We start from the raw sequence: 21,543 nt of genomic DNA, 5'->3' as shown, positions 1-21,543 counted from the left end.
CCACGCGACGAGGGGTCGCTGGCGCGGAACGACGTGCCCTAGGGCCTGGTGAACACGAGCTCGCCGTCGCGAGCACGGCCTGATCGTGCGAGCTGCAAGGAGGGAACCGAAGGTCGATGCGGGCATCGACCTTCGGTTCACGACGCCGCAGATCGTGCGATCAGGCCGAGCGGAGCACGCGAGATCGTGGTCACCAGGCCCTAGGAGTCGAAGCCGAGGCCCAGCGCGTCGAGGGTGCGCAGGAGCAGGTTGCGCCGTCCGCCGTCGTGGTCGGCGCGGTCGAGCGACCAGCGGGTGGCCTGGATCCCCGCGGTGGCGAAGGGCTCCGGAGGGAAGGGCAGCGGGCGCGAGCGCACCATCTCGAGCTCGGTGCGCTCGGTCCGCTCGCCTGACAGCAGGTCGAGGACGACGTCCGCCGCGAAGGCCGTCGTGCCGACTCCGAGCCCCGTGTAGCCCGCGGCATAGGCGACGCGGCCCGAGATCGCGGTGCCGTAGAACGCGGCGAACCGCGTGCTGGTGTCGATCACTCCGGCCCAGCGGTGGCTGAAGCGCACGCCCTCGAGCTGCGGGAACGTGGTGAGGAAGTGCGAGGCCAGCGCGCGGTAGGTCTCGGGCCGCTCCTCGTAGCGCGAGCGGATGCGGCCACCGGGGTGGTAGACCGCGTCGTAGCCACCCCAGAGGATCCGGTCGTCGGCGGTCCGGCGGTAGTAGTGGAACTGGTTCGCCGTGTCGTTGACGCCCTCCCTCCCCCGCCAGCCGATCGACTCGAGCTGCCCGGCGTCGAGCGGCTCGGTCATCAGGACGTAGTCGTAGACGGGCACGGTCATGAGCCGGGTGCGGGCGAGGAGGGAGGGGAAGGCGCTCGTGCCGAGGATCGCGTGCGACGCCTCCACGGCTCCCCTGGCCGTGCGCACGAGCACTCCCGACGCGGTGGTTTCGAGGCCGAGCACCCGGCTGTCCTCGTGGATCTCGACGCCGAGCTCCTCGGCGACGCGGGCGAGCTCGCGCACCAGCTCGCCGGGGTGCACGAGCGCGCACTGCTCGGCGGGCACGACGAGACCGGCGAGATAGGTGGGCGAATCGACGAGGGCGCGGATGCCGTCGGCGTCGAGGAAGCGCGCGCCCGCGACTCCGTCGCCCTCGGCGAGCTGCGCGACCTGGTGCTCCTCGACGGCCACCGCGAGCGAGCCGGTGCGCTCGAAGCCGCAGTCCATGCCGTAGCGGGCGATCGTCTCCTGGATGCCGTCGAGGTTCTCGACTCCGAGGCGCTCGAGCCGGTCGCTCTCCTCCGGCCAGCGGGCGAGGCCGTTCTCGCGGCCGTGGGTGAGGCTCGACTCGACGAAGCCGCCGTTGCGTCCGGAGGCCGCCCAGCCGATCGAGCGGGCCTCGAGGAGGACCACGCGGCGACCGGGGTCGCGCTCCTTGGCGCGCAGGGCGCTCCACAGGCCGGTGTAGCCGCCGCCCACGATCACGAGGTCGGCGCGGACGGAGCCGACGAGCGGCGGCCGCGGGGCCGGCGCGTCCTCGAGCCAGAAGACGCCGCGCCGGGAGCCGGCGAGGGAGGCGTCGACGGCCGCGGAGGACGGGGCGAGACGTTCGAAAACAGTGGCGTTGATGGACATGATACCTCCATTACGCCAGTGATGGGCGAATTCTGCAACCGGATCCGTTGCCGGCACTGTCCGAGCACACCTCGATGCACCCCTCCTCCGACCACGCAACCGGGTCCGGGGCCCGCCGAACGTCGGCACCCGGCCAGGAGTCGAAACGGAGGAGATCTGTATACCGCTTGTACAACTCGCGGAATCCGACGCCCCCTCTTCCCCGCATTACAACAACGATGATCGAGGTTGTAGCATCGTGGAAACCTGCCCGAAACGGTGTTTGGGATACAAAAGAGGAGTCCCCGCGGTGACCATCACTCTGGAGCCGCCTCACCCCTCGCCCTGCTGGGAGCTACACATGACTGCTGTATCCCGCACCACCGCTCCACCCGCTTCCGGCCACACGGTCGCCTCCGTCCTCGACTCCATCGGCTTCACCCGCGCGCAGTTCTGGGTGTTCCTGCTGATCCTCGCCGGGGAGTTCTTCAACACGCTCGAGCAGAACTCGGTGGGCGCCATGGGCAGCCACATCAAGGAGACGCTGCAGATCGGCGACATCCAGCTCACGACGATCAACACCGCCACGGTGATCGGCGGACTGATCGGCCGTGTGCTGGCCGGCTACCTCGCCGACCGCTACGGCCGCCGCTTCTCCCTCAGCCTCAACCTGCTGATCTACACCCTCGGCGGACTGATCAGCGCCCTCGCGATGAACTACGAGATGCTGCTGGTCAGCCGGCTCATCGTGGGCATCGGCATCGGCGGCGAGTTCATGATCGGCCTCGTCATGCTCTCGGAGATGGTCTCCACCCGCTTCCGCGGCACCGCGATCGGCGCCGTCAACGTCGGCGCCGGAGGCCTGGGCAACTTCCTCTCCTACGGACTGTTCCTCCTGCTGCTCGGACCGCTGGAGACTCCTCTCGGCGGCCCCGACAGTGTCTGGCGCTGGTCGTTCGTGATCCTCGCCGTCCCCGCGCTGCTGGTGGTCTTCTACCGCCGCAAGCTGCCCGAGACGCCGCGCTGGCTGCTGTCGCAGGGCCGCACGGAGGACGCCAACCGCTCGCTCGCGATCCTCTCCTCGAACTCGCTCACCCCCACCGGCGCCCGCCCGCCGATCGAGCTGACGCAGGCGGACCTCCCGCCCGTGCAGATGTCGGCCTCCCCCGCCGCGGTCTTCAGCCGCCCGGTGATCCGCCGCACCGCCGCCCTCGGCGTCGCGTCCTGGATGGCCTTCGGCTCGCAGGTCACGCTGAACTTCCTGATGCCGACCCTGCTCGTCGAGCGCGGCTACTCCGTCTCGGAGAGCCTGCTCTACACGATGATCATGAACATCGGCTCGCTCCTCGGAGCGACGACCGCGGCCCTCATCGCCGGTCGGGTGGGCCGCCGCACGGCCGTCGGCACCGCCGGGGTCCTCGGCTGCCTCACCGCGCTCGCCTTCGCCGGCTTCGGGAACGGGACCGGTGCGATCCTCGTCCTCGGCGCCCTCTTCCAGTTCTTCACGATGGTCACCAACACGACCCTCGCCACCTGGACCGCGGAGATCTTCCCGACCGCGATCCGCGCCTCCGGAGCCTCGATCGTGAACGGCATCGGCAACATCGCCGGAGCGGTCATGCCGTTCCTCGCTGTCGCGCTCTACGGCTCGTTCGCCTTCGCCGGCGTCTTCGGACTCGCCGCCGTGATGTACGCGGTGCTCGTCGTCGCCTCCCGCTTCGCCCCGGAGACCCGGGGGCGCTCGCTCGAGGACGTCAACGAGAACGCCATCGCCGCCGCCCACTGACCCACCCACGCCCCCGGCGCTCCGGCGCCGGGGGCGCGAACCCACAAGGAGCACCATGGACACCCTCACCGTCTCGGCCACCGCCAACGGACTCAACTACCTCCCCGAGTACGTCGCCGATGTCGGCGGCCTGTTCGCCGAGCGCGGCCTCGCCGTCACCGCCACGGCCTGCGACCCCTGGACCGGCGTCCTCGACGACCTCGACTCCGGCGCCGCCGATCTCGCCCTCGGCGGGCTGTGGGTGCCCGGGATGTACGCCGGCACGAGCCGGGAGCTGACCGTCGTCGGGCAGCTCAACCACCGCTTCCCCATGACGATCGTCGCCCGCGAGGGTTCCGGACCCGTCGGGCTCGACTGGCTGGCCGGCAAGGTCGTGCTCGCCCCGGGCGCGGGCGGCAGCGCGCCGTTCGAGTTCACCGCGGGCCTGATCCGCGAGGCCGGCCTCGACGTCTCCGCCACCCGCTGGGTACGCGACCTGTCCACGGCGATGATGCTCGAGCTCTACCGAGGCGGCCTCGGCGACGCGATCGTGCTCGACCTGCTCTCGGCGAAGGAGCTCGTCGCGGCCGGCGGCGGGCAGATCGTCTTCCGCCACCTCGACGCGGGAGTGATGCCCAACAGCGTCTACTACACCCGCACCGAGCGGGTCGCGGAGCTCGCCGACCGCACCGAGCGCTTCGTCGACGCGATCGAGACGGCCATGCGGAGGATCACCGCGGGCGAGGCCGGCGCCGACATCGACGCGGTGCTCGCCGCCCGCTGGCCCGACCGCGACCCGGTCCTCCTGCGCGAGGCCGCTGAGGAGATGGCCGCCGGCGGGGTCTGGGACACGACGGTGATCGACGAAGCCGCCTCCGACCGCTGGATGCGCATCCTCGCGGAGGCCGGGCTCGTCACCCGCGCCCCCTCCCTCGCCGAGCTCACCGGCCGCGCGACGGTCGGCGCGCGCTGATGACGCTCGTCCTCGCCTCCGAGCAGATCTCCGCGCTGCTCCCCGACGTCGACGTGCTCGGCACGGTCGAGCAGGTGTTCGCGGATCTCGGCTCCGGAGCGCTGCACCAACCCGCCCCGACGGCTCTCGCGGGCGAGGACGACGGGCTGATCCTGCCGATGGCGGTCCGATCCGACGCCCTCGGTCTCGCCGCGGTGAAGCTCATGGCCGACCTGCCCGGCAACGCGGCACGCGGACTGCCGACGCAGCGGTCGACGATCCTGGTCACCTCGCTGGTGACCGGGGAGTGCGTCGCCGTCCTCGACGGCGCTCTCATCACCCGGGCCCGCACCGCCGCCGCCTCCGCGGTCGCCACGCAGTACCTCGCTCGGGCGGACAGCCGGGTGCTCGGCCTGATCGGTGCCGGCAACCTCGCCGTCGAGCACGTCCGCATGCTGCACGCGGTCCGGGACCTCGATGAGATCGTGGTCTGGTCGAGATCGGACGCGACGCTCGACCGCTTCGAGGAGGCGGTCGGGCGTCCCGTGACCCGCGCGGCGGATCCCCGCGCCGTCGTCGAGCGCTCCGACGTGCTCTGCACCCTCACCCCGTCCGTCGATCCGATCGTGCGCGGGGCGTGGTTGCACGCAGGCCAGCACGTGAACGCGGTCGGCGCCCGCCCGAGGCCCGAGCATCGCGAGCTCGACGCCGCGGCGATGGCGATCGGCACGCTCGTCGTCGACAGCGCGGCGACCGCTCGCGCCAAATCGGGCGACCTCGTCCGCGCGATGGCGGAGGGCGCGGTCGACGCGACGGCCGGGCTGCTCGAGCTCGGCGACGTCGTGGCCGGGACCGCGTCCGGCCGGACGACGGCGGAGGAGATCACCGTCTTCGATTCCGTCGGCCTGGCCGCGCAGGACCTCGCCGTCGCGGCCGCGCTGATCGACCTCGCGCGACTGCGGGACGCGGGCAGCGAGATCCGCCTCTCCGGAGTCCCCGCCGGAGCGAGCCGCTGATGCGCATCGCCGTCGTCAACTGCAACACGACCGCGTCGATGACCGAGACGGCCGCCGCCCGCGCTCGCCTCGCCGTCGGGCCAGGAACGGAGATCGTCGCGATCACCCCGAGTTGGGGCGTCGCCTCGGCCGAGGGCTGGTACGACAGCTTCCTCAGCGCGGCAGCCGTCCTGCACACACTCGAACGGCTCTCCGACGACATCGACGGCGTCGTGATGGCCGGCTTCGGCGAGCACGGCCGGGAGGGCGCCCGCGAGTTGCTCGACGTGCCCGTCGTCGACATCACGGAGGCGTCCGCGCACCTCGCGATGCTGCTCGGCCGTCGCTACGGCGTCGTCACCACCGTCCGCCGCGCGGTCGGCCAGATCGAGGACAGCCTCACCACCGCCGGCCTCATCGCGCACTGCGCCGCGATCGAGGACACCGGCCTCGGCGTGCTCGATCTGGAAGACGATCAGGAGGCGACCCTCGACGCCTTCGTCGCCGCCGGTGAGCGCGCCATCGCCCGCGGCGCTGAAGTGATCTGCCTCGGCTGCGCAGGCATGGCGGGGCTCGAGGAGCACGTCGGCGCGCGCCTCCCGGTGCCGGTCGTCGACGGAGTCGCCGCGGCGGCCGCCCTCGTCGAGACGCTCGTCCGCCAGGGGCTGAGCACCAGCCGGATCGACAGCTACGCCCGGCCGCTGCCCAAGGCGCGCAGCTGGCCCGGCGGGTGAGGTGAGCCGGGGACAGAGCGCACCGGGGCGACCGAGAGTGTTGAATGGTCGCACCGGCGTCGCGAGGAGGACCGACATGACACTCGCCAGCACCGAGGAGTCTCTCGCCAGCCAGACCTACCGGACCCTGCGTCGGCAGATCATCCTCGGACACCATCCGCAGGGGTCGCGGCTCGTCGAGGCGTCACTCGCCGCCGAGCTGCACGTGTCGCGGCTGCCGGTGCGCGAGGCCGTCCCGCAGCTCGCGAACGAGGGCTTCGTGCGGATGCTCCCCCGACGCTCCACTCGCGTCGCGCACTGGAGCGTCGAGGACGTCGTCGAGCTGTTCGACGTTCGGCTCAGCCTCGAGACTCTCGCCGCCCGCCTGGCCGCGCGGGCCGTCTCCGCCGGCGCGTCGCTCCAGCCGCTGCTCGACGCGATCGACGCCGAGCACCGCGCCCTCGACAGCGAGGACTGGCTCGAGGTCGCCGAGACCTCGACCGTCGTGCACGAGGCGATCGTCGAGGTCGCCGGCAGCGCGCTGCTCACCTCGTTGATGCGGGCGGTCACAGGGCGGATGACCTGGCTGTTCTACCTGACCAGCGCGCGCGACCAGCGTCAGCAGTCCGACGAGCACCACGGCCTCCTCGAGGCCATCCGCTCCGGCAACGATCGTCTGGCGGAGTCCATCGCGTTCACGCACATCGAGAAGGGTCGCGCGCCGTCGCTCGCGATGATCGCGGGGTAGTGGCAACCGGCGTGAGACGGCGCCCCAGCGACCGGTGAAGCATCCCCTTACGGGACGCGATACCTCCTGGACGGCGACCCGGGATCATTGCGTCATGGCTGAACCGTTTCCTGCCGTCTTCACTCCGATCGCTTTCGAAATCCAGCTTGTGCACGCGCGGCTTGATCGGGCTGACGAGCAGGTGCGGATGTTCCAAGAGACGTGGGACGAGTACCTGAGCACCAGGCCTCACAAGCTCCGGCACACCCCTGAAAGCGATGGGACGTTGACGGTGCGCCTGCACCGAACGAGACCACTTCCCGTCGAGTTGTCGGTGACCTTCGGGGAGCTGCTCTACGAGCTGCGCGCAGCACTCGACAACTGCCTCTACGCAATCGCGGTGCTCGTCTCGGGAGAGAACCCGCCGCCCAGCGCGGGGAGGCTGGAATGGCCGATCCGCGAAACGCCGACAGAGTGGAAGAGCCAGGCCGGCAGGTATCGCGACCTGCCGCCGGTGATTCGGGAGGCCCTCGAGAAGGTGCAGCCTTACCAGGCCGAGCTACCGGGGTGGAACAGCTTGGGGATCCTGCACGAGCTCGCCCGGGTGGACCGGCACCGATCGATGCACGGTCTGGGGCTGTATCTCTCTCATCTGCGCATGAAGGCCGATCTTCGGTACATCGAAGTCCTTGATCAGGGGCGGCCGGGCATCATCGGTGATGGTGACCCGATCGTGAGCCTGCGCCTGGCTGAGGGTCTCCTCCTTGCTCCCGACAACTTCGATCTGAGGGTCGAGTTCGACGTCGACGTGACGAACGTGACAGAGAGCATCGGCCCCACAGGACAGCCCGGCCGCCCGTGGGGCTCGCTCGACAAGCGCCTGCGCACCCTCGTCCTGGTGACGCGGCAATACACGACGGAACTACTGGGGATCGCCGCGGATCACGTTCTCGGACGAACGCCGTAGAGCGTATCGTCCGCCGAGAACCCTTGATGAGGCGCCGGGAGTGGTCAGCGGTGGCACCGCCTTGTCGTGATCCACGGCACCGACCGGTCGGCCGTGCTCGATCGAGAGGACGGTCGCTCTGACCTGTGACCGCGTGACCGCCTCCACCGGACGCGCTCCTCCGGAAATCGGCGGGACGATCGGATCGGACCGCGATCATCGGGTGCCGAGCGGGACGACCCGGCAGGGTGGAGGTCGAAGGGGGTGCCGTGATCGCGGAGCTGAACGGACTGGTCGAGCTGGTCGAGGACCGTCTCGACGACGACCTCGACGTGGCGGCGCTGGCGAGCGCGCTCGGCACGACCGAGCACCACCTCCGGCGGATGTTCTCGTCGCTCGCCGGCATGCCGCTGTCGGAGTACGTCCGGCGTCGCCGGATGACGGTCGCGGCAGCGCACGTCCTGGCGGGCGAGGACCTGCTGGGCGTCGCGGTGCGGTTCGGGTACGGGTCGACCGAGGCGTTCGGCCGGGCGTTCCGATCCGTGCACGGCGTCGCCGTCGGCGAGGCCAGGCGGCACGGCGGCCCCCTTCGATCGCAACCGCAGCTCAGGTTCCGCCTGACCGTCGAAGGGACCACCCCCATGACCACCCGCATCGTCGATCGACCGGCGTTCGTCCTCCTCGGCCACGTCGTTCGCGTGCCGCTCGTGCACGAGGGCGTCAATCCGCGCATCGCCGCCCACATCGCCTCGCTGCCCGCGTCCGAGCACGGCCGCCTGAAGGCCTTGAGCGACACCGAGCCGGCCGGGCTGCTCCAGGTGAGCGCCGACGTCGACCCCGACTACACCGAGGGGAGCGAGCTGACCTACCTGCACGGAGTGGCCGTCACGGGCACGGCCCCGGCCCCCGCCGATCTCGACACCATCGAGGTTCCGGCCGGCACCTGGGCGGTCTTCCGCACCGAGGGCGCGCATCCGGCGGCGCTGCAGGAGGCGTGGGCCGCGACCGCGACCGAGTGGTTCCCGTCGAACCCGTGGCGACTGCGCCCCGGGCCGTCGCTCGTCGCGGTGCTCGACCGTGCGGACGATTTCAGCACCGCCACCTGCGAGCTGTGGCTGCCGGTCGAGCGCGCCTGATCGCTCCGGCCGGCGGAACGGCGTGAGCAGCGGCGACCGGCCCCAGCACCCCGCCGTACACTGCGAGGGAACGGGGAGGGGCCATGCGAGGACGCCGGACGCAGGAGCGACTGCAGACACCCGCGGCGACCGCTCCGGCCGCCGCGCCCGAGGCCGACGACGTCTCGCCGGGCATGCGCATCGCGGCCGCGTGGTCGTGGCGGGTGCTCGCGGTCGCCGCGATCCTCTGGCTCGTCGTGCAGCTGGTCTCGATGGTGCCGGTCGTGGTCGTGCCGGTGCTCGTCGCGCTGCTGCTGACCGCGCTGCTGACTCCGCTGCGCGACCGGCTCGAGGCCTGGCGCCTGCCCCGCGGACTCGCGGTGCTCGTCTCGATCCTGACCCTGCTCCTCGCGATCAGCGGCCTCGTCGCTCTCGTCGTCGTGCAGACCCGGGCCGGGTTCGGCGGCATCGGGCAGCGCACGCTCGACGCGGTCGACGACGTGGAGGAGTGGATCCAGGGCCTCGGTTTCACCCAGGTGCAGCTCACCGACTGGGCGCAGAGCGCGATCACGTGGGCCGACGCGCAGGCCGCGACGATCGCCTCCGGAGCGCTCGCGGTGGGCTCGCAGGTCGCCGAGGTCGTCGCCGGCACGCTGCTCACCCTCTTCTCGCTGATCTTCCTGCTGCTGGACGGGCGGCGGATCTGGTCGTGGTTCCTCCGCCTGCTGCCGCTGCCGGCCAGGGCGCCGCTGCTCACGGGGGCGGCTGCCGGGTTCGAGGCACTCACGCAGTTCGTGCGGGCGCAGCTCGCAGTGGCGGCGATCAACGCCACGGGCATCGGCATCGGGGCGCTCGCGCTGCAGCTCCCGCTGGTCGTGCCGATCATGGTCACCGTGTTCCTGGGCTCCTTCGTGCCGTTCCTCGGCGCGATCGTCACCGGAGCGCTCGCGGCGCTGATCGCCCTGCTGTTCATCGGGCCGGTGGCGGCGCTGGTCATGGTGGGCGTGGTGATCGTCGTGCACCTGCTCGAGGGGCACGTGCTGCAGCCGCTGATCCTCGGGTCGGCGGTGAAGGTGCATCCGCTCGCCGTCGTGCTGGGCGTGGCGATCGGCCTCGAGGTCGCGGGCCTGGCCGGCGCGCTGTTCGCGGTGCCCGTGATCGCCACGGTCAACTCCGGAGTCACGGCGATGCGGGATCGCTCGGCCGCCCTGCACGATCGGACCGCCGCGTGAGCGCGCACCCCCTCGATCCGTCGGAGGTGCCCGGATCGAGGGTGCTGCCGGCGCTCGCCTGCCCCGTCTGCGGTGCCGCACTCGCTCCGGACGCGCTGCCGCGGCCCTCGCTCCTGCGCTGCCCGAACGGGCACAGCGCCGACGTCGCGCGGCAGGGCTACGTGTCGCTGCTGCGCGGGCGGCACGCCACCTCCGGCGACACCGCGGCGATGGTGCAGGCGCGCGAGGAGCTGCTCGGCTCGGGGCACTACCGCCCGATCCAGGACGCGGTGGCCGCGGCAGTGCCCGCGGACGCCCGGCTCGTCGTCGACCTGGGCTGCGGCACCGGCGCCTACCTCGCGGCGGTGCTCGACGCGCATCCGGGGGCCGCCGGCCTCGGACTCGACCTCTCGGCACCGGCCGCTCGACGCGCCGCCCGCGCGCACCCCCGGGCCGCGATCGCGACGGCGGACCTCTGGCAGCCTCTGCCGCTGGCCGACGGCTGCGCCGACGCGCTGCTGACCGTGTTCGCCCCGCGGAACGCCCCCGAGATGCTGCGCGTGCTGCGGGCCGGAGGGACCGCCGTCGTCGTGACGCCGCGCGAGCGGCACCTGCACGAGATCCGCCCGGTCTTCGGCATGCTCGGGATCGACGCGGGCAAGGCGGAGCGCCTCGACGAGCAGCTCGCCGGCTTCGCGCTGACCGAGCGGCGGGAGCTCGACTACGCGGTCGCGATGACGCCCGCGGAGCTGCGCGCGGAGGTGCTGATGGGTCCCAGCGCGCACCACGTCGACGCCGGGGCGCTGGACGCGGTCCTGGCGGAGCGCGAGGGGACGACCGAGGTGACCGTCGCGGTGACGGTGTCGGTGTTCGTCCGCGCCTGACGGGCGGTGCTCAGTACGACTGCCGGTTGCGCGCCCGGATGACGTCGCCCTCGAACTCCGCGATCATTGCGAGCGCAGTGACCAGCAGCCTGCCCATCGGGTCGGTCGGGTCGTGCAGCGACCCGGCGATGTTCAGCCGCACTCCCCTGCGCGTCAGCTCGTCCACGGTGTCTCGCGCATCCGTGATCGACCGTGCAAGGCGGTCGAGCTTCGTGACGAACACGGTCGAGCCGGTGTCGCAGGCAGCCAGGGCCTCGCGCAGCGCGGGCCGGTCGCGGTTCGATCCGGTGAGTCCGGCGTCGACCGAGATCCGGTCTGCCTGCACGCCCGCGGCGAGTAGCGCGACTCGCTGCGCCTGCGCGTCCTGCTTGTCGGTAGAGACGCGGGCGTCTCCGATCAGCTCAGGCGTCCAAGCAGTGTCCCGTTCGACGTCCCGCTAGCGAACAATTCATCGGACGGGTCTAACGGGACACGACGAGCAGCGGAGTTTCACGGCGCGCGGTGTCGCGTCTGCGTGTCCCGGTGCACGATCCCCTTTCGGAACAGTCTTCGACGTCCGCACGAGGGTCGCGTCAGTCGACGATCCTGTCCAGGGTCGCGGCGGGGAGGTCGAGCCGATTCAGCAGTCGGAGGACGACGAAGACGCTGGGGTTGTCCTGGTCGCCGCGCTCGATTCGCCGCAGGGTCGCGGTTCCGACGTCCGCGTCCCGGGCCAGGTCTTCTTGGCGAAGGCCTCGTTCCAGGCGGGCTCTGCGGAGGTGCGCTCCGAGGCGGCGTGCGGAATCGGTGGTGGCATGGAGAGGTCGAGGCATCAGCGTTCGGCCCTTCGGTGATCAGTCGGACAGGACCGGGGTGTCGCGGCGGCCGTAGGCGCCGGCGGCGAGGAAGGCGGCGGCCAGCAGAGCGGCGACGAGCCAGAAGGCGTTGAGGAGCCCGAAGGACTCCGAGAGGCCGCCGATGATGGGCGGGCCTGCGAGGTTCGCGAGGTAGCCGACGGAGGCGACGATGCTGACGCGGGCGGCCGGGTTCGGGCCGCTGTCGGCGGCGGCCGACATGCCCAGCGGGAAGCCCATCGAGACGCCGACCGCCCAGAGCACCGTTCCGAGGAGGATCAGCCAGGTGGGGCCGCCGAGGATGAACAGCACGAGCCCCAGCACTCCGACGGCGGCGGTGATCCGGATGGTGGCGACTCGTCCGATGCGATCGACGACCGGGCCGCCCACGACGCGGGCGATCGTCTCCCCGAGAGCGAAGACGGTGAAGAAGAGCGCGGCGATCGTCTCGGTCTGTCCGTGGCCGTCGCGGGCCGAGAGGGACAGCCAGCTGTTCGCGGTCCCCTCGCCCAGCTCGGCGCCGAACATGACGACGCCGATGAGCAGAAGGCGCCAGTCGGCCAGGACGCGCAGTCGCTGACGCCAGCCGCCCGAGGTGTGCGCACCCGCGGCGCTCGCCTCGACCGCCTCTGCCGTCGGAAGGTATCGAACCGCGATCAGGCCGGCGATCGCGATCAACACGGCCTCGATGCAGAACTGCACCTCGAAGCGGATCCCCGCGGCCGAAGCGCCCGCGCCGATGACGGAGCCGAGGATCGCGCCCGCGGACCAAGCGGCGTGCAGCAGCGGCATCAGCGTCTTCTGCACGGCGGCCTCGACGGCGGCACCCTCGACGTTGATCATCACGTCGAGCGACCCGACGCCCAAGCCGACGGCGACGAAGCCGACGACCGTGACACCGAGGGAGCCCGCGACACCGGCTCCGAGACCGACCACGGCCACACCGGCGGCAGTCAGCAGGAGGGCGCCGAGGATCGCCCGCCGTGCTCCGAACTTCGCGAGCAGCAGCGCAGACACGCCCAGGCCCGCGATCGAGCCGACCGTCACACCCGCCAGGGCGAGGCCGATCACGGCGTCACCGATGCCGAGGGAGTCGCGGATGCTCGGGAGTCGCGGGCCCCAGGTGGAGACCGTGACGCCTCCGAGGGCGAACATCACCATGACGGCGTTGCGCCAGGCGATAGTCGAGTGGAGGGAGGGAGCGAGGGCAGGACCGTGAACGTTCACGGTGGTGACCGTAGCAGACCGGGACCGTGCTCGAAAAGCTCAGGTCAGGCGGAGTCGCGGACGAGCAGAGTGAGCCCGACGGACGTCTCGTCCGCCCCCGTGATCGGAATACCGGCGAAGGATTTCTCGAGGAGCGCCACGGCGGCGTCCGCGAGCTGCGCCTTGTCGATCGACAGTGTCGTCAGCTCGGGCGTGACGAGGCGGCCGACGTCGAGCCCGTCCATGCCGATCACCGCGACCTCCTCCGGTACCTGTCGGCCTGCTCGCGCCAGAGCCTTGAGGACCCCCAGGGCCATGACGTCGTTGTAGACGAGGACGGCGTCGACATCGGGGCACTGCTGCAGCAGCTCGTCCGCCGCTCTCATCCCGCCCTCGACGCTCTCCTCCGCGATGAGAGCCGGGAGGTCCTCCCAGGACAAGCCCTGCTCCTGGACGCTCGCCCGGTAGACGTCTCGGCGGACATCGGTCCCCACGTCCGAGCCGAGGAACGCGATGCGACGACGATTCTGAGACACGAGACGGTCGATCGCCGCTCGCACCCCCTCCTCGACCTCGAGCACGACCCGGCCGTTCAAGCGCTCGTCCGCCGGGCCGTCGATCATCACCAGCGGGAGTCGCCGCTGACCGCCGCGCAGTACATCGTCGGGCAGCAGGGAGAGGGTGTCGGTGCGGCATCCCGTGAGCACGAGCGCGTCCACGCTCGAGGTGATCGAGGCGAGCTGCCCCCGCGTCTTCCCGCGATCCGTGCCGACGTCGCAGAGCAGCACGCCCCAGTCCCGATCGGCCGCGGCGCTGTTCACCGCTGCGGCCAGCTCAGCGAAGTAGGGGTTGCGGAGGTCCTCGAGCACCAGACCGATGGTCGTACGCCTGCCCCGGACCATGCTCTGAGCAGCCCGATTCGGGCGATAGTTCAACTCACCCGCGGCGGCGATCACCCGCGCCTTCGTCGCCGCACTCACATCGGCCATGTCGTTCAACGCCCGCGTGACGGTCTGCCGAGAGACGCCGGCGACGCGAGCGACATCGAGGATCGTCACCGGCGCGGGAGGGATCGACATGGCATGAGAGTACGCGTCGAGCGCGAAGGCTCGGCAGAGTGCCCCTCTGGCCGTCCGGTCACCCATCGGCTACCGGACGCCCGCCGGATCATCGTGGGCCCGCGACGGTCGGCGTGGAATGGCGGCGCCGTGGCCGGGGCTCGACAGTCGAGGGACGGCCTCACGGCATGCGGGAGGCGATGGCCGCGAGGGCGAAGCCGACGAGTGCGGTCGGCAACGCAAGGATGCACCAGACGATCTCCCACCCGTGGTGAGCATGGGTCCCGCTTGTCGCGCGGATGACGGTGAGGACCCAGACGCTGACAGCGCTGATGAGGGCGACGATGCCAGCCGCGAGGAGGAAGGCTTTCCCTGCTGCGGCCTCCTCGTCGGTGGGCATCAATCCCATGCCGATTCCTCTCGCGTTGATGGAGAGGTAGGTCAGCACGACGGGTGCGACGATCATCCCGAGGATGGCGATCGCGGCGATCACCGAACTCAGGGGTCCCTTCCGAGCGACGCCAACCACGCAGTGCACACTATCCGCGCGTCGCTACCCCCGCTCCTCCCCCTGCGAGCGGGCCTCTCGGCGTCGGCACGGAGACCCCCGGCCGGACGCCCGCTGGACCATCCCAGCAGCGATGGCGGGCGCCTGAGCCGGAGCTCCTGCTCGGATCTGCACGAGGGTGAGGTCGAGGAGCGGCGTCGGGACGCTCAGCTCCCGCGCTCGGCGAGCGAGGTCGCCGAGCAGGTGCTCGGCCTCGGTGGGCAGGCCGGCGACGAGGTCGCGGTAGAGCGAGGTCGTGAAGGCCGACCCCTCCTCGGTGAGGATCGCGAGGGACTGCTCGTGCGCCGCGGCGGACACCGGCAGGCCGGCCGCGTCGGCGACGGTCTCCGCCTCCTCGATCGCGTCGAGGATCCACGGGAGGGCCCCCGCCTCGAGGGCCGGGCCGATCGCGCTGCGGAAGAGGCAGGTGACGACGCCCGCTGCGGCGATGAAGACCCACTTCTCCCACAGCGCGGAGAGCACGTCATCCGACACCCGCAGGTCGATACCGGGGACGTCGAGCGCTTCGGCCACATGAGCCGGCACCGGTGCGTCCGTCAGCGAGCCGATCGTGAGCACCGAGAGCCCGGTCATCTGGCGGACCGCGCCGCCGTCGAGAGTCGCGACGATCTTGGCCGAGCCGCCGAGCACTCGCCCGGGGAACTCGGTCTCCAGCAGGTCGATGTGCGCCATGCCGTTCAGGATCGGCAGCACGAGCGTCGTCGCGTCGACCCAGGCACGAACATCGGCCACGGCGTCCTTCAGCGCCGACGCCTTGACCGTCACGAGCACCAGATCGAAGGCGGGCGCCTCCTCCCCCACGACCAGTGTCGTCACGTCGAGGGTGCGATCCTCCGAAGGCGAGACGAGGCGGAGTCCGTCTCTCCGCAGCGACTCGGCCCTGCCTGCACGCACCAGGTAGGTGACGTCGCGGCCGGCTTCCTGCAGGCGGCTCCCGAACGCACCACCGGTCGCGCCCGCTCCGACGATGAGAATCCGCATGGCGATGCCCTTCTGTCGCGACCACGATTCCTCCGAGAGTAGGACGTGGGCGGCACCCTCACGACCAGCCGCAGCGCATCCCTCTCCGTCCTCTCCGCCGCCGCCCTGCACCTCGCCGAGGTGCCCGCCGACGCCCGGAGCAGTGTGGCGCCGGGTGAGGTCCACGACCGGATGCCGGCGTGCATCACGCCGGACGGGTACGACGACTGGCTCGGCGGGCATCTCGACGTCGACGCTCTGATGCAGCTCCTCGACCGGGAGTCGTACGCGGTCGAGCACGACCTCGAGCACTACGAGGTGTCCGGCGACGTGAACAACGTCCGCACCAACGGACCGCATCTGCTCGACCCGCTCCCCGTCTCGTCGTTGGAAAACTGAGGGTGGCGACCGAGCAGTGCGGGAGTTCCGGCGCTTTCGTTCGGGTGGTGATGCGGGGGGCGCCTCTCGGGTTTGAGCAACACGAGGTCCCATCGAGCCAACTGTCATGCCCGAACGAGAGCCAGCTGACGCAGCGGTCGAAGAAGAAGATGCTCGCGGCGCACAAGGGCAAGTCCGTGCGCGCGAACGGCGCTGGCCTCCCGAGCCTCGGCGAGGATCACTGCTCCGCCGGCATCGGGGCGCCGGGTGAGGCGCCCCGCGCCCGCTCAGTACGACTCCCGGTTCCGCTCCTGGTCGACCACGGCCGCGCGGTCCGAGAGGCGCCGCAGTCCGGCGAGCGGCTGCGCCATGCGGTGGTTCGTGCGCAGCACGGGCTCCACGCGGTCCAGGAACGCCCAGTACCCGGCCGTCACGGGGCAGGCGTTCTCGCCCAGGCGCACCTTCGGATCGAAGCGGCAGCCGCCGCAGTAGTCCGACATCCGGTTGATGTAGGCGCCACCGGACGCGTACGGCTTGGTCGCCACGACGCCTCCGTCGGCGTGCTGCGACATGCCGATCACGTTCGCCGGCATCACCCACTCGGTGCCGTCGACGAAGACCTCCACGAACCAGTCGTTGAGCTCGGCCGGGTCCCACCCGCGCTGGAGGCCCCAGTTGCCCAGCACCATCAGGCGCTGGATGTGGTGCGCCCAGCCGTGGCGCCGGACGTCGTCGAGGGTCTCGTGCAGGCAGTTCGCCTCGATGCCCGAGGGGTCGAGCTCGAGCAGCGCCGAGGGCAGCGGGGCGGAGGCGCCGAGCGCGCGGCTGCGCCCGCGGTACTCCGGCCCCAGGTGCCAGTAGAGGTGCCAGACGTAGTCGCGCCAGCCCATGATCTGCCGGACGAAGCCCTCGACGCCCGCGAGCGGAGCGCCTCCGGACGCGTGCTCGGCGACGACGGTGTCGATCACCTCGCGCGGGTCGAGCAGGCCGAGGTTCATCGGAGCGCTCAGGAGCGAGTGCGCCATGGTCCAGTCGCCCGAGAGAATGGCGTCCTCGTACGGGCCGAAGTCCTGCAGGCGCGAGGACGCGAAGTCGGCGAGCGCCTCCTGCGCCTCGGCGGGAGTGGCGGCGAAGCGCCGCGGGCCGTCCTCGCCGACGAGGTGCACGGCTCCCTCGCGCTCCCAGCGGGCGAGATCCGCGCGGACCTCCTCGTCGATGTCGTCCTCCACCGGCCACCACGGATCCGGCAGCCCCAGCCGGGCCGCACCCTTGGGCGGCGGCTGGCGGTTGTCGTGGTCGTAGTTCCACTTCCCGCCCTCGGGCTGGTCGCCGCGCATGAGCACGCCGGTGCGCTCGCGGCTCCAGCGGTAGAAGTCCTCGAGCAGGAGCCGGGAGCCTGCCCGCGCGAGCGCCCACTCGCGGAAGTCCTCCTCCTCGGTCACGAAACCGCGGCTGGGCAGCACGCTCATGCCCAGGCGCCGGGCGAGGCGGCGGCCGCCGCGGGTGGGCGGATCGATCACCTCGAGGTCGTCGCGGCCCTCGAGCGCCTCCGCGAAGGTCTCGGCGCGGACGTACTCGACGCGGTCGCCCAGCTCGCGGGCGCGGTGCCGCAGCGCCGAGAGCCACAGCTGCGCCTTCGCGCGGTGCATCGGCCGCCGCCCGAAGGCCGAGCGCGCCTCGACGAGCAGCATCGGTCCGCCGTCGTCGAACAGCGGGCCGAGCTGGCCGATGACGCTCCAGCGGGTGCGGGTGGGGATGCTCATGCCCGTCACGCTAGGCGGGAGCGGCCGGGGCGGGTAGGAGTTGCGCCGCGCGGGAGGAGGTGCGGGGAGCGGGAGGGACCGGCACGGATGTGCAGCCGCAACGCCTTGCACCGCGGGGCGTGATGCAGTTCTCTCGAGTGGGGGCCGCCGTTCGGCGTGCCCCGGAACCCGACGCGATGAAGCGAGGAACCCGCCATGGCACACGACGACGAGACTTCCCCCGGAACGACCTCCGACGGCGCGAGCGAGGCGCCGCGCCGCGGCCGCCACGCCGCCGAGACGACCACGACCGAGACCCCGGACGGCGAGTACACGTCGACCGACGGCGTCTCGCACACCGCCACCGACGACCAGGGCAGCTACATCGACACCTCGGTCCACGAGGAGACCTCGACCGAGAAGGGGAGCTACGTCGACTCCGACTCCGCAGGACCGGACTCGGATGCCGAGGGCGAGTACACCGACCGCGACGAGTGAGCCGCGTGCGGCCGGGAGCTACGCCCCGGCCGCGCGGCACCGCAGGCGGACGAGCCGGTACACGGCTCCGACCGCGAAGACCGCGATGCCCGTCAGGATCGACGGCAGCGGCAGGGTGAGCACGAGCAGCACGCAGCCGATCACCCCGCCCACCGCGACGAACCGCGGGTACAGGCGGTAGCGCCGCTCCTGCGTGAGCGCCGACACGTTGGCGACCAGGTAGTAGAGCAGCACGCCGAACGACGAGAACCCGATCGCCGAGCGCAGGTCGGCCACGAGCACCAGCACGATCACGACGGCTCCCAGGGCGATCTCGGCCCGGCGCGGGACCTGCCGCACCGGATCGACGTGCGCGAGCATCCGGGGCAGATCGCCCTCGCGGGCCATCGCGAGGCTCGTCCGCCCGATGCCGGCGATGAGCGCGAGCAGAGCGCCGAGGGAGGCGGCGGCGGCTCCGACCCGGATGACCGGGCCGGTCCACGGCCACACCGCGGCCGCCTCGGCGAGGGGCTCGGTCGACGCCGCGAGCCGCTCCGGACCGAGCGCCACGAGGAGCGCCGTCCCGACCACGGCGTAGACGACGACCGCGAGCGCGAGGGCGCCGAGGATCGCGCGCGGGATCGTCCGGGACGGATCGCGCACCTCCTCCCCCATCGTGGCGAGGCGGGCGTAGCCGGCGAAGGCGAAGAAGAGCAGCCCCGCCGACTGCAGCACGCCGAGCGGGCCGATGGTGCCGATGCCGCCGCCCACTGAGGCGACGGCGGGTCCGGAGGAGACCGCGGCGGCGACGACCAGCGCGAGCACCGCCAGGACGATCGTCACGATGACGCGGGTGGCGAGCGCCGTCCGGGTGACGCCGAGCGCGTTGACGCCGACGAGGGCCGCGACGGCGAGCACGGCGACGGGGCGCTCCCACCCGGAGGGGGCGGCGTAGGCCGCGAAGGTCAGCGCCATCGCCGCGCAGCTCGCGGTCTTGCCGACGACGAAGCCCCAGCCCGCGAGGAACCCGGGCCACTCGCCCAGGCGCTCGCGGCCGTACACGTAGGTGCCGCCCGAGCGCGGGTACTGCGCGGCGAGCTGCGCCGAGGAGGAGGCATTGGCCCACGCGACGAGGGCGGCGAGCGCGAGTCCGGCGAGCAGCCAGGGGCCGGCCGCGGCGGCCGCGGGCGCGAAGGCCGCGAAGACGCCGGCGCCGATCATCGAGCCGAGGCCGATGACGACGGCGTCGCCGGTCCCGAGACGGCGGGCGAGGGAGGCGGGCGGGGTCACCCGACTCTTCTACCGCATCGAGGGGAACGGGCGGTGCTGCAGGGCTTCAGGGCGGCTTCAGCACGATCGCCCTAGCCTGGGGCGAGCCGCGCTCGCCGCGGGAGGAGCCCGGGAGGACGCCATCCGCATCCTGGTCGTCGACGACGAGATCAACCTGCTGCGCGCCCTCGAGACGGGTCTGGAGGCCGAGGGCTTCGCCGTCGACACGGCCACCACGGGCACGGACGCGCTGTGGCTCGCCCAGGAGGCCGAGTACGCGGCGATCGTGCTCGACCTGATGCTCCCGGACCTCAGCGGCTTCCGCGTCTGCGAGCGCCTGCGCGCGGCCGAGGACTGGACGCCGATCCTGATGCTGACCGCGAAGGACGGCGATCTCGATCAGGTGGAGGCGCTGGACACCGGCGCCGACGACTACCTCACCAAGCCGTTCTCGTTCCCGGTGCTCATCGCCCGGCTGCGCGCACTGATCCGCCGCGGCGCGACTGAGCGGCCGGTCGTGCAGGTGGTCGGCGACCTCGTCCTCGACCCCGCGTCGCGCCGCGTGGAGCGGGGCGGGGTGCCGATCCCGCTGACGGCACGGGAGTTCAGCGTGCTCGAGTACCTCGTGTCGCGGGCCGGCGACGTCGTCCCGAAGCGGGACGTGCTCGGCGCGGTCTGGGACTTCGACTTCGACGGCGACCCGAACATCGTCGAGGTCTACATCCGCACGCTCCGGAACAAGATCGACCGGCCGTTCGGCGTCGACACGATCCGCACGCAGCGCGGGGCGGGCTACTCGCTGGTGGCCGGATGAGCCGGCTGCGCACGCGGATCACGCTCGCGGCCGCCGCCGTGGTCGCCCTCGCCGCGGTGCTCGGCGGAGTCGGGTTCGTGCTGGTCCTCTCCTCCGTGCTCGCGGCGAGCGCCTCGAGCGCCGCCGAGGCCGAGGCCGAGCGTCTCGGCGCGCTGGTCGAGTCGGGCGGCGCCGAGGTGGTGCGCGCCTCGGAGGGGGTCGTGCAGCTCGTCGTCGACGGCCGCGTGGTCGCGGCGGGCGAGGACGCGGAGGACCTGCCGCCCCTCGCGCAGGAGGAGGGCGACGACCCCGTCACCGTGCAGGTCGAGGACGAGGGGCCCGTGGTCGTCGCCGCTCAGGAGCTCGACGACGGCTCGCTCCTCGTCGCCGGAGTGCCCGACGAGGGGCGGACGGAGGCGGTCGCGACGACCACGGCGCTCCTCGCCGTCGCGGTGCCGCTGCTCGTGGCCTTCGTCGCGGTGGTCTGCTGGGTGGTGGTCGGCCGGGCGCTGCGCCCCGTCGACCGGATGCGCGCCGAGGCCGACTCCGTCACCGCGGCCGCCCTGGACCGCCGGGTCGCGGAGCCCGGCTCGGGCGACGAGATCGACCGCCTCGCGCGCACGCTGAACCGCATGCTCGACCGGCTGCAGGACGCGCAGGAGCGGCAGCGCCGCTTCGTCTCGGACGCGTCGCACGAGCTGCGCTCCCCCGTCGCGGCCCTGCGGCAGACGGCCGAGGTGGCCCTCGCGCACCCGGACCGCCTCGACTCCGCCCGCCTCGCGAGGACGGTGGCCGAGGAGTCGGTGCGGATGGGCGGGCTGATCGAGGGGCTGCTGCTGCTCGCGCGCGCCGACGAGGCGCGACTGGCGATCGCGGCGGCTCCGGTCGACCTCGACGACCTGGCGCTGCGCGAGGTGCGGCGGCTGCGCGACTCCGGGATCGAGGTCGACGCGAGCGGAGTCTCGGCCGTGCAGGTCGTCGCCGACGAGGCGCTGCTCGCGCGGGCCGTGCGGAACCTGGTCGACAACGCGGTGCGGCACCGGTCGACGCGCCTCGCCCTGGCCACCCGGGCCGAGGGCGACGGGGCCGTGATCGTCGTGGACGACGACGGTCCGGGCATCGCGGCGGCCGACCGCTCGCGCGTGCTCGGGCGGTTCGTGCGGCTCGACGAGGGCCGTACCCGCGACGCCGGAGGATCGGGGCTGGGCCTCGCGATCGTGGCCGAGATCGCGGCGGCGCACCACGGCGCGGTGTCGATCGAGGACGCTCCCCTGGGCGGCGCGCGCGTGGTGCTGCGGCTCCCGCTCTAGCGCTGGAACGCAGGGCTCCATCGAGGCTCATCGCGCTTCA

General features: G+C 72.2%; 22 protein-coding genes. 13 read left to right on the top strand and 9 right to left on the bottom strand.

Features of this window, described 5'->3' with window-relative positions:
• Nucleotides 1-200: 200 nt before the first annotated feature.
• Nucleotides 201-1,616, bottom strand: a complete 1,416-nt coding sequence (locus tag ASF46_RS02690; RefSeq protein ID WP_157602361.1) for an NAD(P)/FAD-dependent oxidoreductase — start codon at nucleotides 1,614-1,616, stop codon at nucleotides 201-203.
• 346 nt (nucleotides 1,617-1,962) lie between these two features.
• On the opposite strand from ASF46_RS02690, the gene ASF46_RS02685 reads away from it, so the two are divergent.
• From ASF46_RS02685 to ASF46_RS02645, 9 genes are all read left to right on the top strand, one after another.
• Nucleotides 1,963-3,387: an MFS transporter gene (locus ASF46_RS02685; protein WP_056866314.1), complete on the top strand. Its 1,425-nt coding sequence runs from the start codon at nucleotides 1,963-1,965 to the stop codon at nucleotides 3,385-3,387.
• 55 nt (nucleotides 3,388-3,442) lie between these two features.
• A complete protein-coding gene (locus ASF46_RS02680) occupies nucleotides 3,443-4,339 on the top strand; it encodes an ABC transporter substrate-binding protein (RefSeq protein WP_056866313.1) in 897 nt (298 codons plus the stop codon).
• The gene (locus tag ASF46_RS02675; protein ID WP_056866312.1) at nucleotides 4,339-5,334 is read left to right on the top strand and encodes an ornithine cyclodeaminase family protein; all 996 of its coding nucleotides are present in this window, start codon (nucleotides 4,339-4,341) and stop codon (nucleotides 5,332-5,334) included. Before ASF46_RS02680 ends, ASF46_RS02675 begins: the two co-directional genes overlap by 1 nt.
• On the top strand, nucleotides 5,334-6,047 hold the full coding sequence (locus tag ASF46_RS02670; RefSeq protein ID WP_056866311.1) for an aspartate/glutamate racemase family protein: 714 nt from the start codon (nucleotides 5,334-5,336) through the stop codon (nucleotides 6,045-6,047). The genes ASF46_RS02675 and ASF46_RS02670 overlap by 1 nt, the downstream gene beginning before the upstream one ends.
• 76 nt (nucleotides 6,048-6,123) lie before the next feature.
• Complete coding sequence (locus ASF46_RS02665; protein ID WP_056866310.1) at nucleotides 6,124-6,774, top strand: GntR family transcriptional regulator; 651 nt, start codon at nucleotides 6,124-6,126, stop codon at nucleotides 6,772-6,774.
• 94 nt (nucleotides 6,775-6,868) lie between these two features.
• A complete protein-coding gene (locus ASF46_RS02660; RefSeq protein ID WP_056866309.1) occupies nucleotides 6,869-7,720 on the top strand; it encodes a hypothetical protein in 852 nt (283 codons plus the stop codon).
• A 248-nt stretch (nucleotides 7,721-7,968) separates the two neighbouring features.
• Entirely contained in the window at nucleotides 7,969-8,835 is an 867-nt protein-coding gene (locus ASF46_RS02655) for an AraC family transcriptional regulator (protein ID WP_056867406.1), read from the top strand.
• 83 nt (nucleotides 8,836-8,918) lie between these two features.
• Nucleotides 8,919-10,046 carry an AI-2E family transporter gene (locus ASF46_RS02650; RefSeq protein WP_056866308.1) on the top strand — a complete coding sequence of 376 codons (1,128 nt, stop codon included), beginning with the start codon at nucleotides 8,919-8,921 and terminating at the stop codon, nucleotides 10,044-10,046.
• On the top strand, nucleotides 10,043-10,909 hold the full coding sequence (locus ASF46_RS02645; RefSeq protein WP_157602169.1) for a methyltransferase domain-containing protein: 867 nt from the start codon (nucleotides 10,043-10,045) through the stop codon (nucleotides 10,907-10,909). The genes ASF46_RS02650 and ASF46_RS02645 overlap by 4 nt, the downstream gene beginning before the upstream one ends.
• 10 nt (nucleotides 10,910-10,919) lie before the next feature.
• Here ASF46_RS02645 and ASF46_RS02640 read toward each other — a convergent pair whose 3' ends face one another.
• From ASF46_RS02640 to ASF46_RS02615, 6 genes are all read right to left on the bottom strand, one after another.
• The gene (locus ASF46_RS02640; RefSeq protein ID WP_200919683.1) at nucleotides 10,920-11,306 is read right to left on the bottom strand and encodes a recombinase family protein; all 387 of its coding nucleotides are present in this window, start codon (nucleotides 11,304-11,306) and stop codon (nucleotides 10,920-10,922) included.
• A 175-nt stretch (nucleotides 11,307-11,481) separates the two neighbouring features.
• The gene (locus ASF46_RS19905) at nucleotides 11,482-11,721 is read right to left on the bottom strand and encodes a helix-turn-helix domain-containing protein (RefSeq protein WP_056866306.1); all 240 of its coding nucleotides are present in this window, start codon (nucleotides 11,719-11,721) and stop codon (nucleotides 11,482-11,484) included.
• Between the two features lie 21 nt (nucleotides 11,722-11,742).
• The gene (locus tag ASF46_RS02630) at nucleotides 11,743-12,969 is read right to left on the bottom strand and encodes an MFS transporter (protein ID WP_056866305.1); all 1,227 of its coding nucleotides are present in this window, start codon (nucleotides 12,967-12,969) and stop codon (nucleotides 11,743-11,745) included.
• Nucleotides 12,970-13,013: 44 nt separating this feature from the next.
• Complete coding sequence (locus ASF46_RS02625; RefSeq protein WP_056866304.1) at nucleotides 13,014-14,027, bottom strand: LacI family DNA-binding transcriptional regulator; 1,014 nt, start codon at nucleotides 14,025-14,027, stop codon at nucleotides 13,014-13,016.
• Between the two features lie 160 nt (nucleotides 14,028-14,187).
• Nucleotides 14,188-14,499, bottom strand: coding sequence for a hypothetical protein (locus ASF46_RS02620; protein WP_157602167.1), 312 nt, complete (start codon nucleotides 14,497-14,499; stop codon nucleotides 14,188-14,190).
• A gap of 60 nt (nucleotides 14,500-14,559) precedes the next feature.
• On the bottom strand, nucleotides 14,560-15,555 hold the full coding sequence (locus tag ASF46_RS02615) for a 2-dehydropantoate 2-reductase (protein ID WP_082485176.1): 996 nt from the start codon (nucleotides 15,553-15,555) through the stop codon (nucleotides 14,560-14,562).
• 45 nt (nucleotides 15,556-15,600) lie between these two features.
• Here ASF46_RS02615 and ASF46_RS19640 point away from each other — a divergent pair, with 45 nt between their 5' ends.
• Nucleotides 15,601-15,933, top strand: coding sequence for an SOS response-associated peptidase family protein (locus tag ASF46_RS19640; RefSeq protein WP_056866302.1), 333 nt, complete (start codon nucleotides 15,601-15,603; stop codon nucleotides 15,931-15,933).
• A gap of 266 nt (nucleotides 15,934-16,199) precedes the next feature.
• Here the strand turns inward: ASF46_RS19640 and ASF46_RS02605 are convergent, their stop codons facing one another.
• A complete protein-coding gene (locus ASF46_RS02605) occupies nucleotides 16,200-17,675 on the bottom strand; it encodes a cryptochrome/photolyase family protein (RefSeq protein WP_056866301.1) in 1,476 nt (491 codons plus the stop codon).
• Nucleotides 17,676-17,870: 195 nt separating this feature from the next.
• On the opposite strand from ASF46_RS02605, the gene ASF46_RS02600 reads away from it, so the two are divergent.
• On the top strand, nucleotides 17,871-18,152 hold the full coding sequence (locus ASF46_RS02600; protein ID WP_056866300.1) for a hypothetical protein: 282 nt from the start codon (nucleotides 17,871-17,873) through the stop codon (nucleotides 18,150-18,152).
• An 18-nt stretch (nucleotides 18,153-18,170) separates the two neighbouring features.
• Here the strand turns inward: ASF46_RS02600 and ASF46_RS02595 are convergent, their stop codons facing one another.
• Nucleotides 18,171-19,421 carry an APC family permease gene (locus ASF46_RS02595; RefSeq protein WP_056866299.1) on the bottom strand — a complete coding sequence of 417 codons (1,251 nt, stop codon included), beginning with the start codon at nucleotides 19,419-19,421 and terminating at the stop codon, nucleotides 18,171-18,173.
• Between the two features lie 121 nt (nucleotides 19,422-19,542).
• On the opposite strand from ASF46_RS02595, the gene ASF46_RS02590 reads away from it, so the two are divergent.
• Together ASF46_RS02590 and ASF46_RS02585 are read left to right on the top strand one after the other, a co-directional pair.
• Nucleotides 19,543-20,214: a response regulator transcription factor gene (locus tag ASF46_RS02590; RefSeq protein WP_055788854.1), complete on the top strand. Its 672-nt coding sequence runs from the start codon at nucleotides 19,543-19,545 to the stop codon at nucleotides 20,212-20,214.
• Nucleotides 20,211-21,503: a sensor histidine kinase gene (locus tag ASF46_RS02585; protein WP_056866298.1), complete on the top strand. Its 1,293-nt coding sequence runs from the start codon at nucleotides 20,211-20,213 to the stop codon at nucleotides 21,501-21,503. The genes ASF46_RS02590 and ASF46_RS02585 overlap by 4 nt, the downstream gene beginning before the upstream one ends.
• The last annotated feature ends 40 nt before the right edge of the window (nucleotides 21,504-21,543 follow it).

It is taken from the genome of Rathayibacter sp. Leaf296 (assembly GCF_001423045.1).
GTDB lineage: Bacteria > Actinomycetota > Actinomycetes > Actinomycetales > Microbacteriaceae > Rathayibacter > Rathayibacter caricis.
The sequence above is the reverse complement of the archived record's forward strand: the minus strand, read 5'-3'. Positions and strand labels throughout refer to the sequence as shown.

Coding starts and splice junctions, on each gene's coding strand:
- ASF46_RS02600 (WP_056866300.1), top strand. CDS start 17,871: ATGGCACACGACGACGAGACTTCCCCCGGAACGACCTCCGACGGCGCG.
- ASF46_RS02615 (WP_082485176.1), bottom strand. CDS start 15,555: ATGCGGATTCTCATCGTCGGAGCGGGCGCGACCGGTGGTGCGTTCGGG.
- ASF46_RS02665 (WP_056866310.1), top strand. CDS start 6,124: ATGACACTCGCCAGCACCGAGGAGTCTCTCGCCAGCCAGACCTACCGG.
- ASF46_RS02675 (WP_056866312.1), top strand. CDS start 4,339: ATGACGCTCGTCCTCGCCTCCGAGCAGATCTCCGCGCTGCTCCCCGAC.
- ASF46_RS02585 (WP_056866298.1), top strand. CDS start 20,211: ATGAGCCGGCTGCGCACGCGGATCACGCTCGCGGCCGCCGCCGTGGTC.
- ASF46_RS02625 (WP_056866304.1), bottom strand. CDS start 14,027: ATGTCGATCCCTCCCGCGCCGGTGACGATCCTCGATGTCGCTCGCGTC.
- ASF46_RS02660 (WP_056866309.1), top strand. CDS start 6,869: ATGGCTGAACCGTTTCCTGCCGTCTTCACTCCGATCGCTTTCGAAATC.
- ASF46_RS02605 (WP_056866301.1), bottom strand. CDS start 17,675: ATGAGCATCCCCACCCGCACCCGCTGGAGCGTCATCGGCCAGCTCGGC.
- ASF46_RS19905 (WP_056866306.1), bottom strand. CDS start 11,721: ATGCCTCGACCTCTCCATGCCACCACCGATTCCGCACGCCGCCTCGGA.
- ASF46_RS02650 (WP_056866308.1), top strand. CDS start 8,919: ATGCGAGGACGCCGGACGCAGGAGCGACTGCAGACACCCGCGGCGACC.
- ASF46_RS02670 (WP_056866311.1), top strand. CDS start 5,334: ATGCGCATCGCCGTCGTCAACTGCAACACGACCGCGTCGATGACCGAG.
- ASF46_RS02685 (WP_056866314.1), top strand. CDS start 1,963: ATGACTGCTGTATCCCGCACCACCGCTCCACCCGCTTCCGGCCACACG.
- ASF46_RS02680 (WP_056866313.1), top strand. CDS start 3,443: ATGGACACCCTCACCGTCTCGGCCACCGCCAACGGACTCAACTACCTC.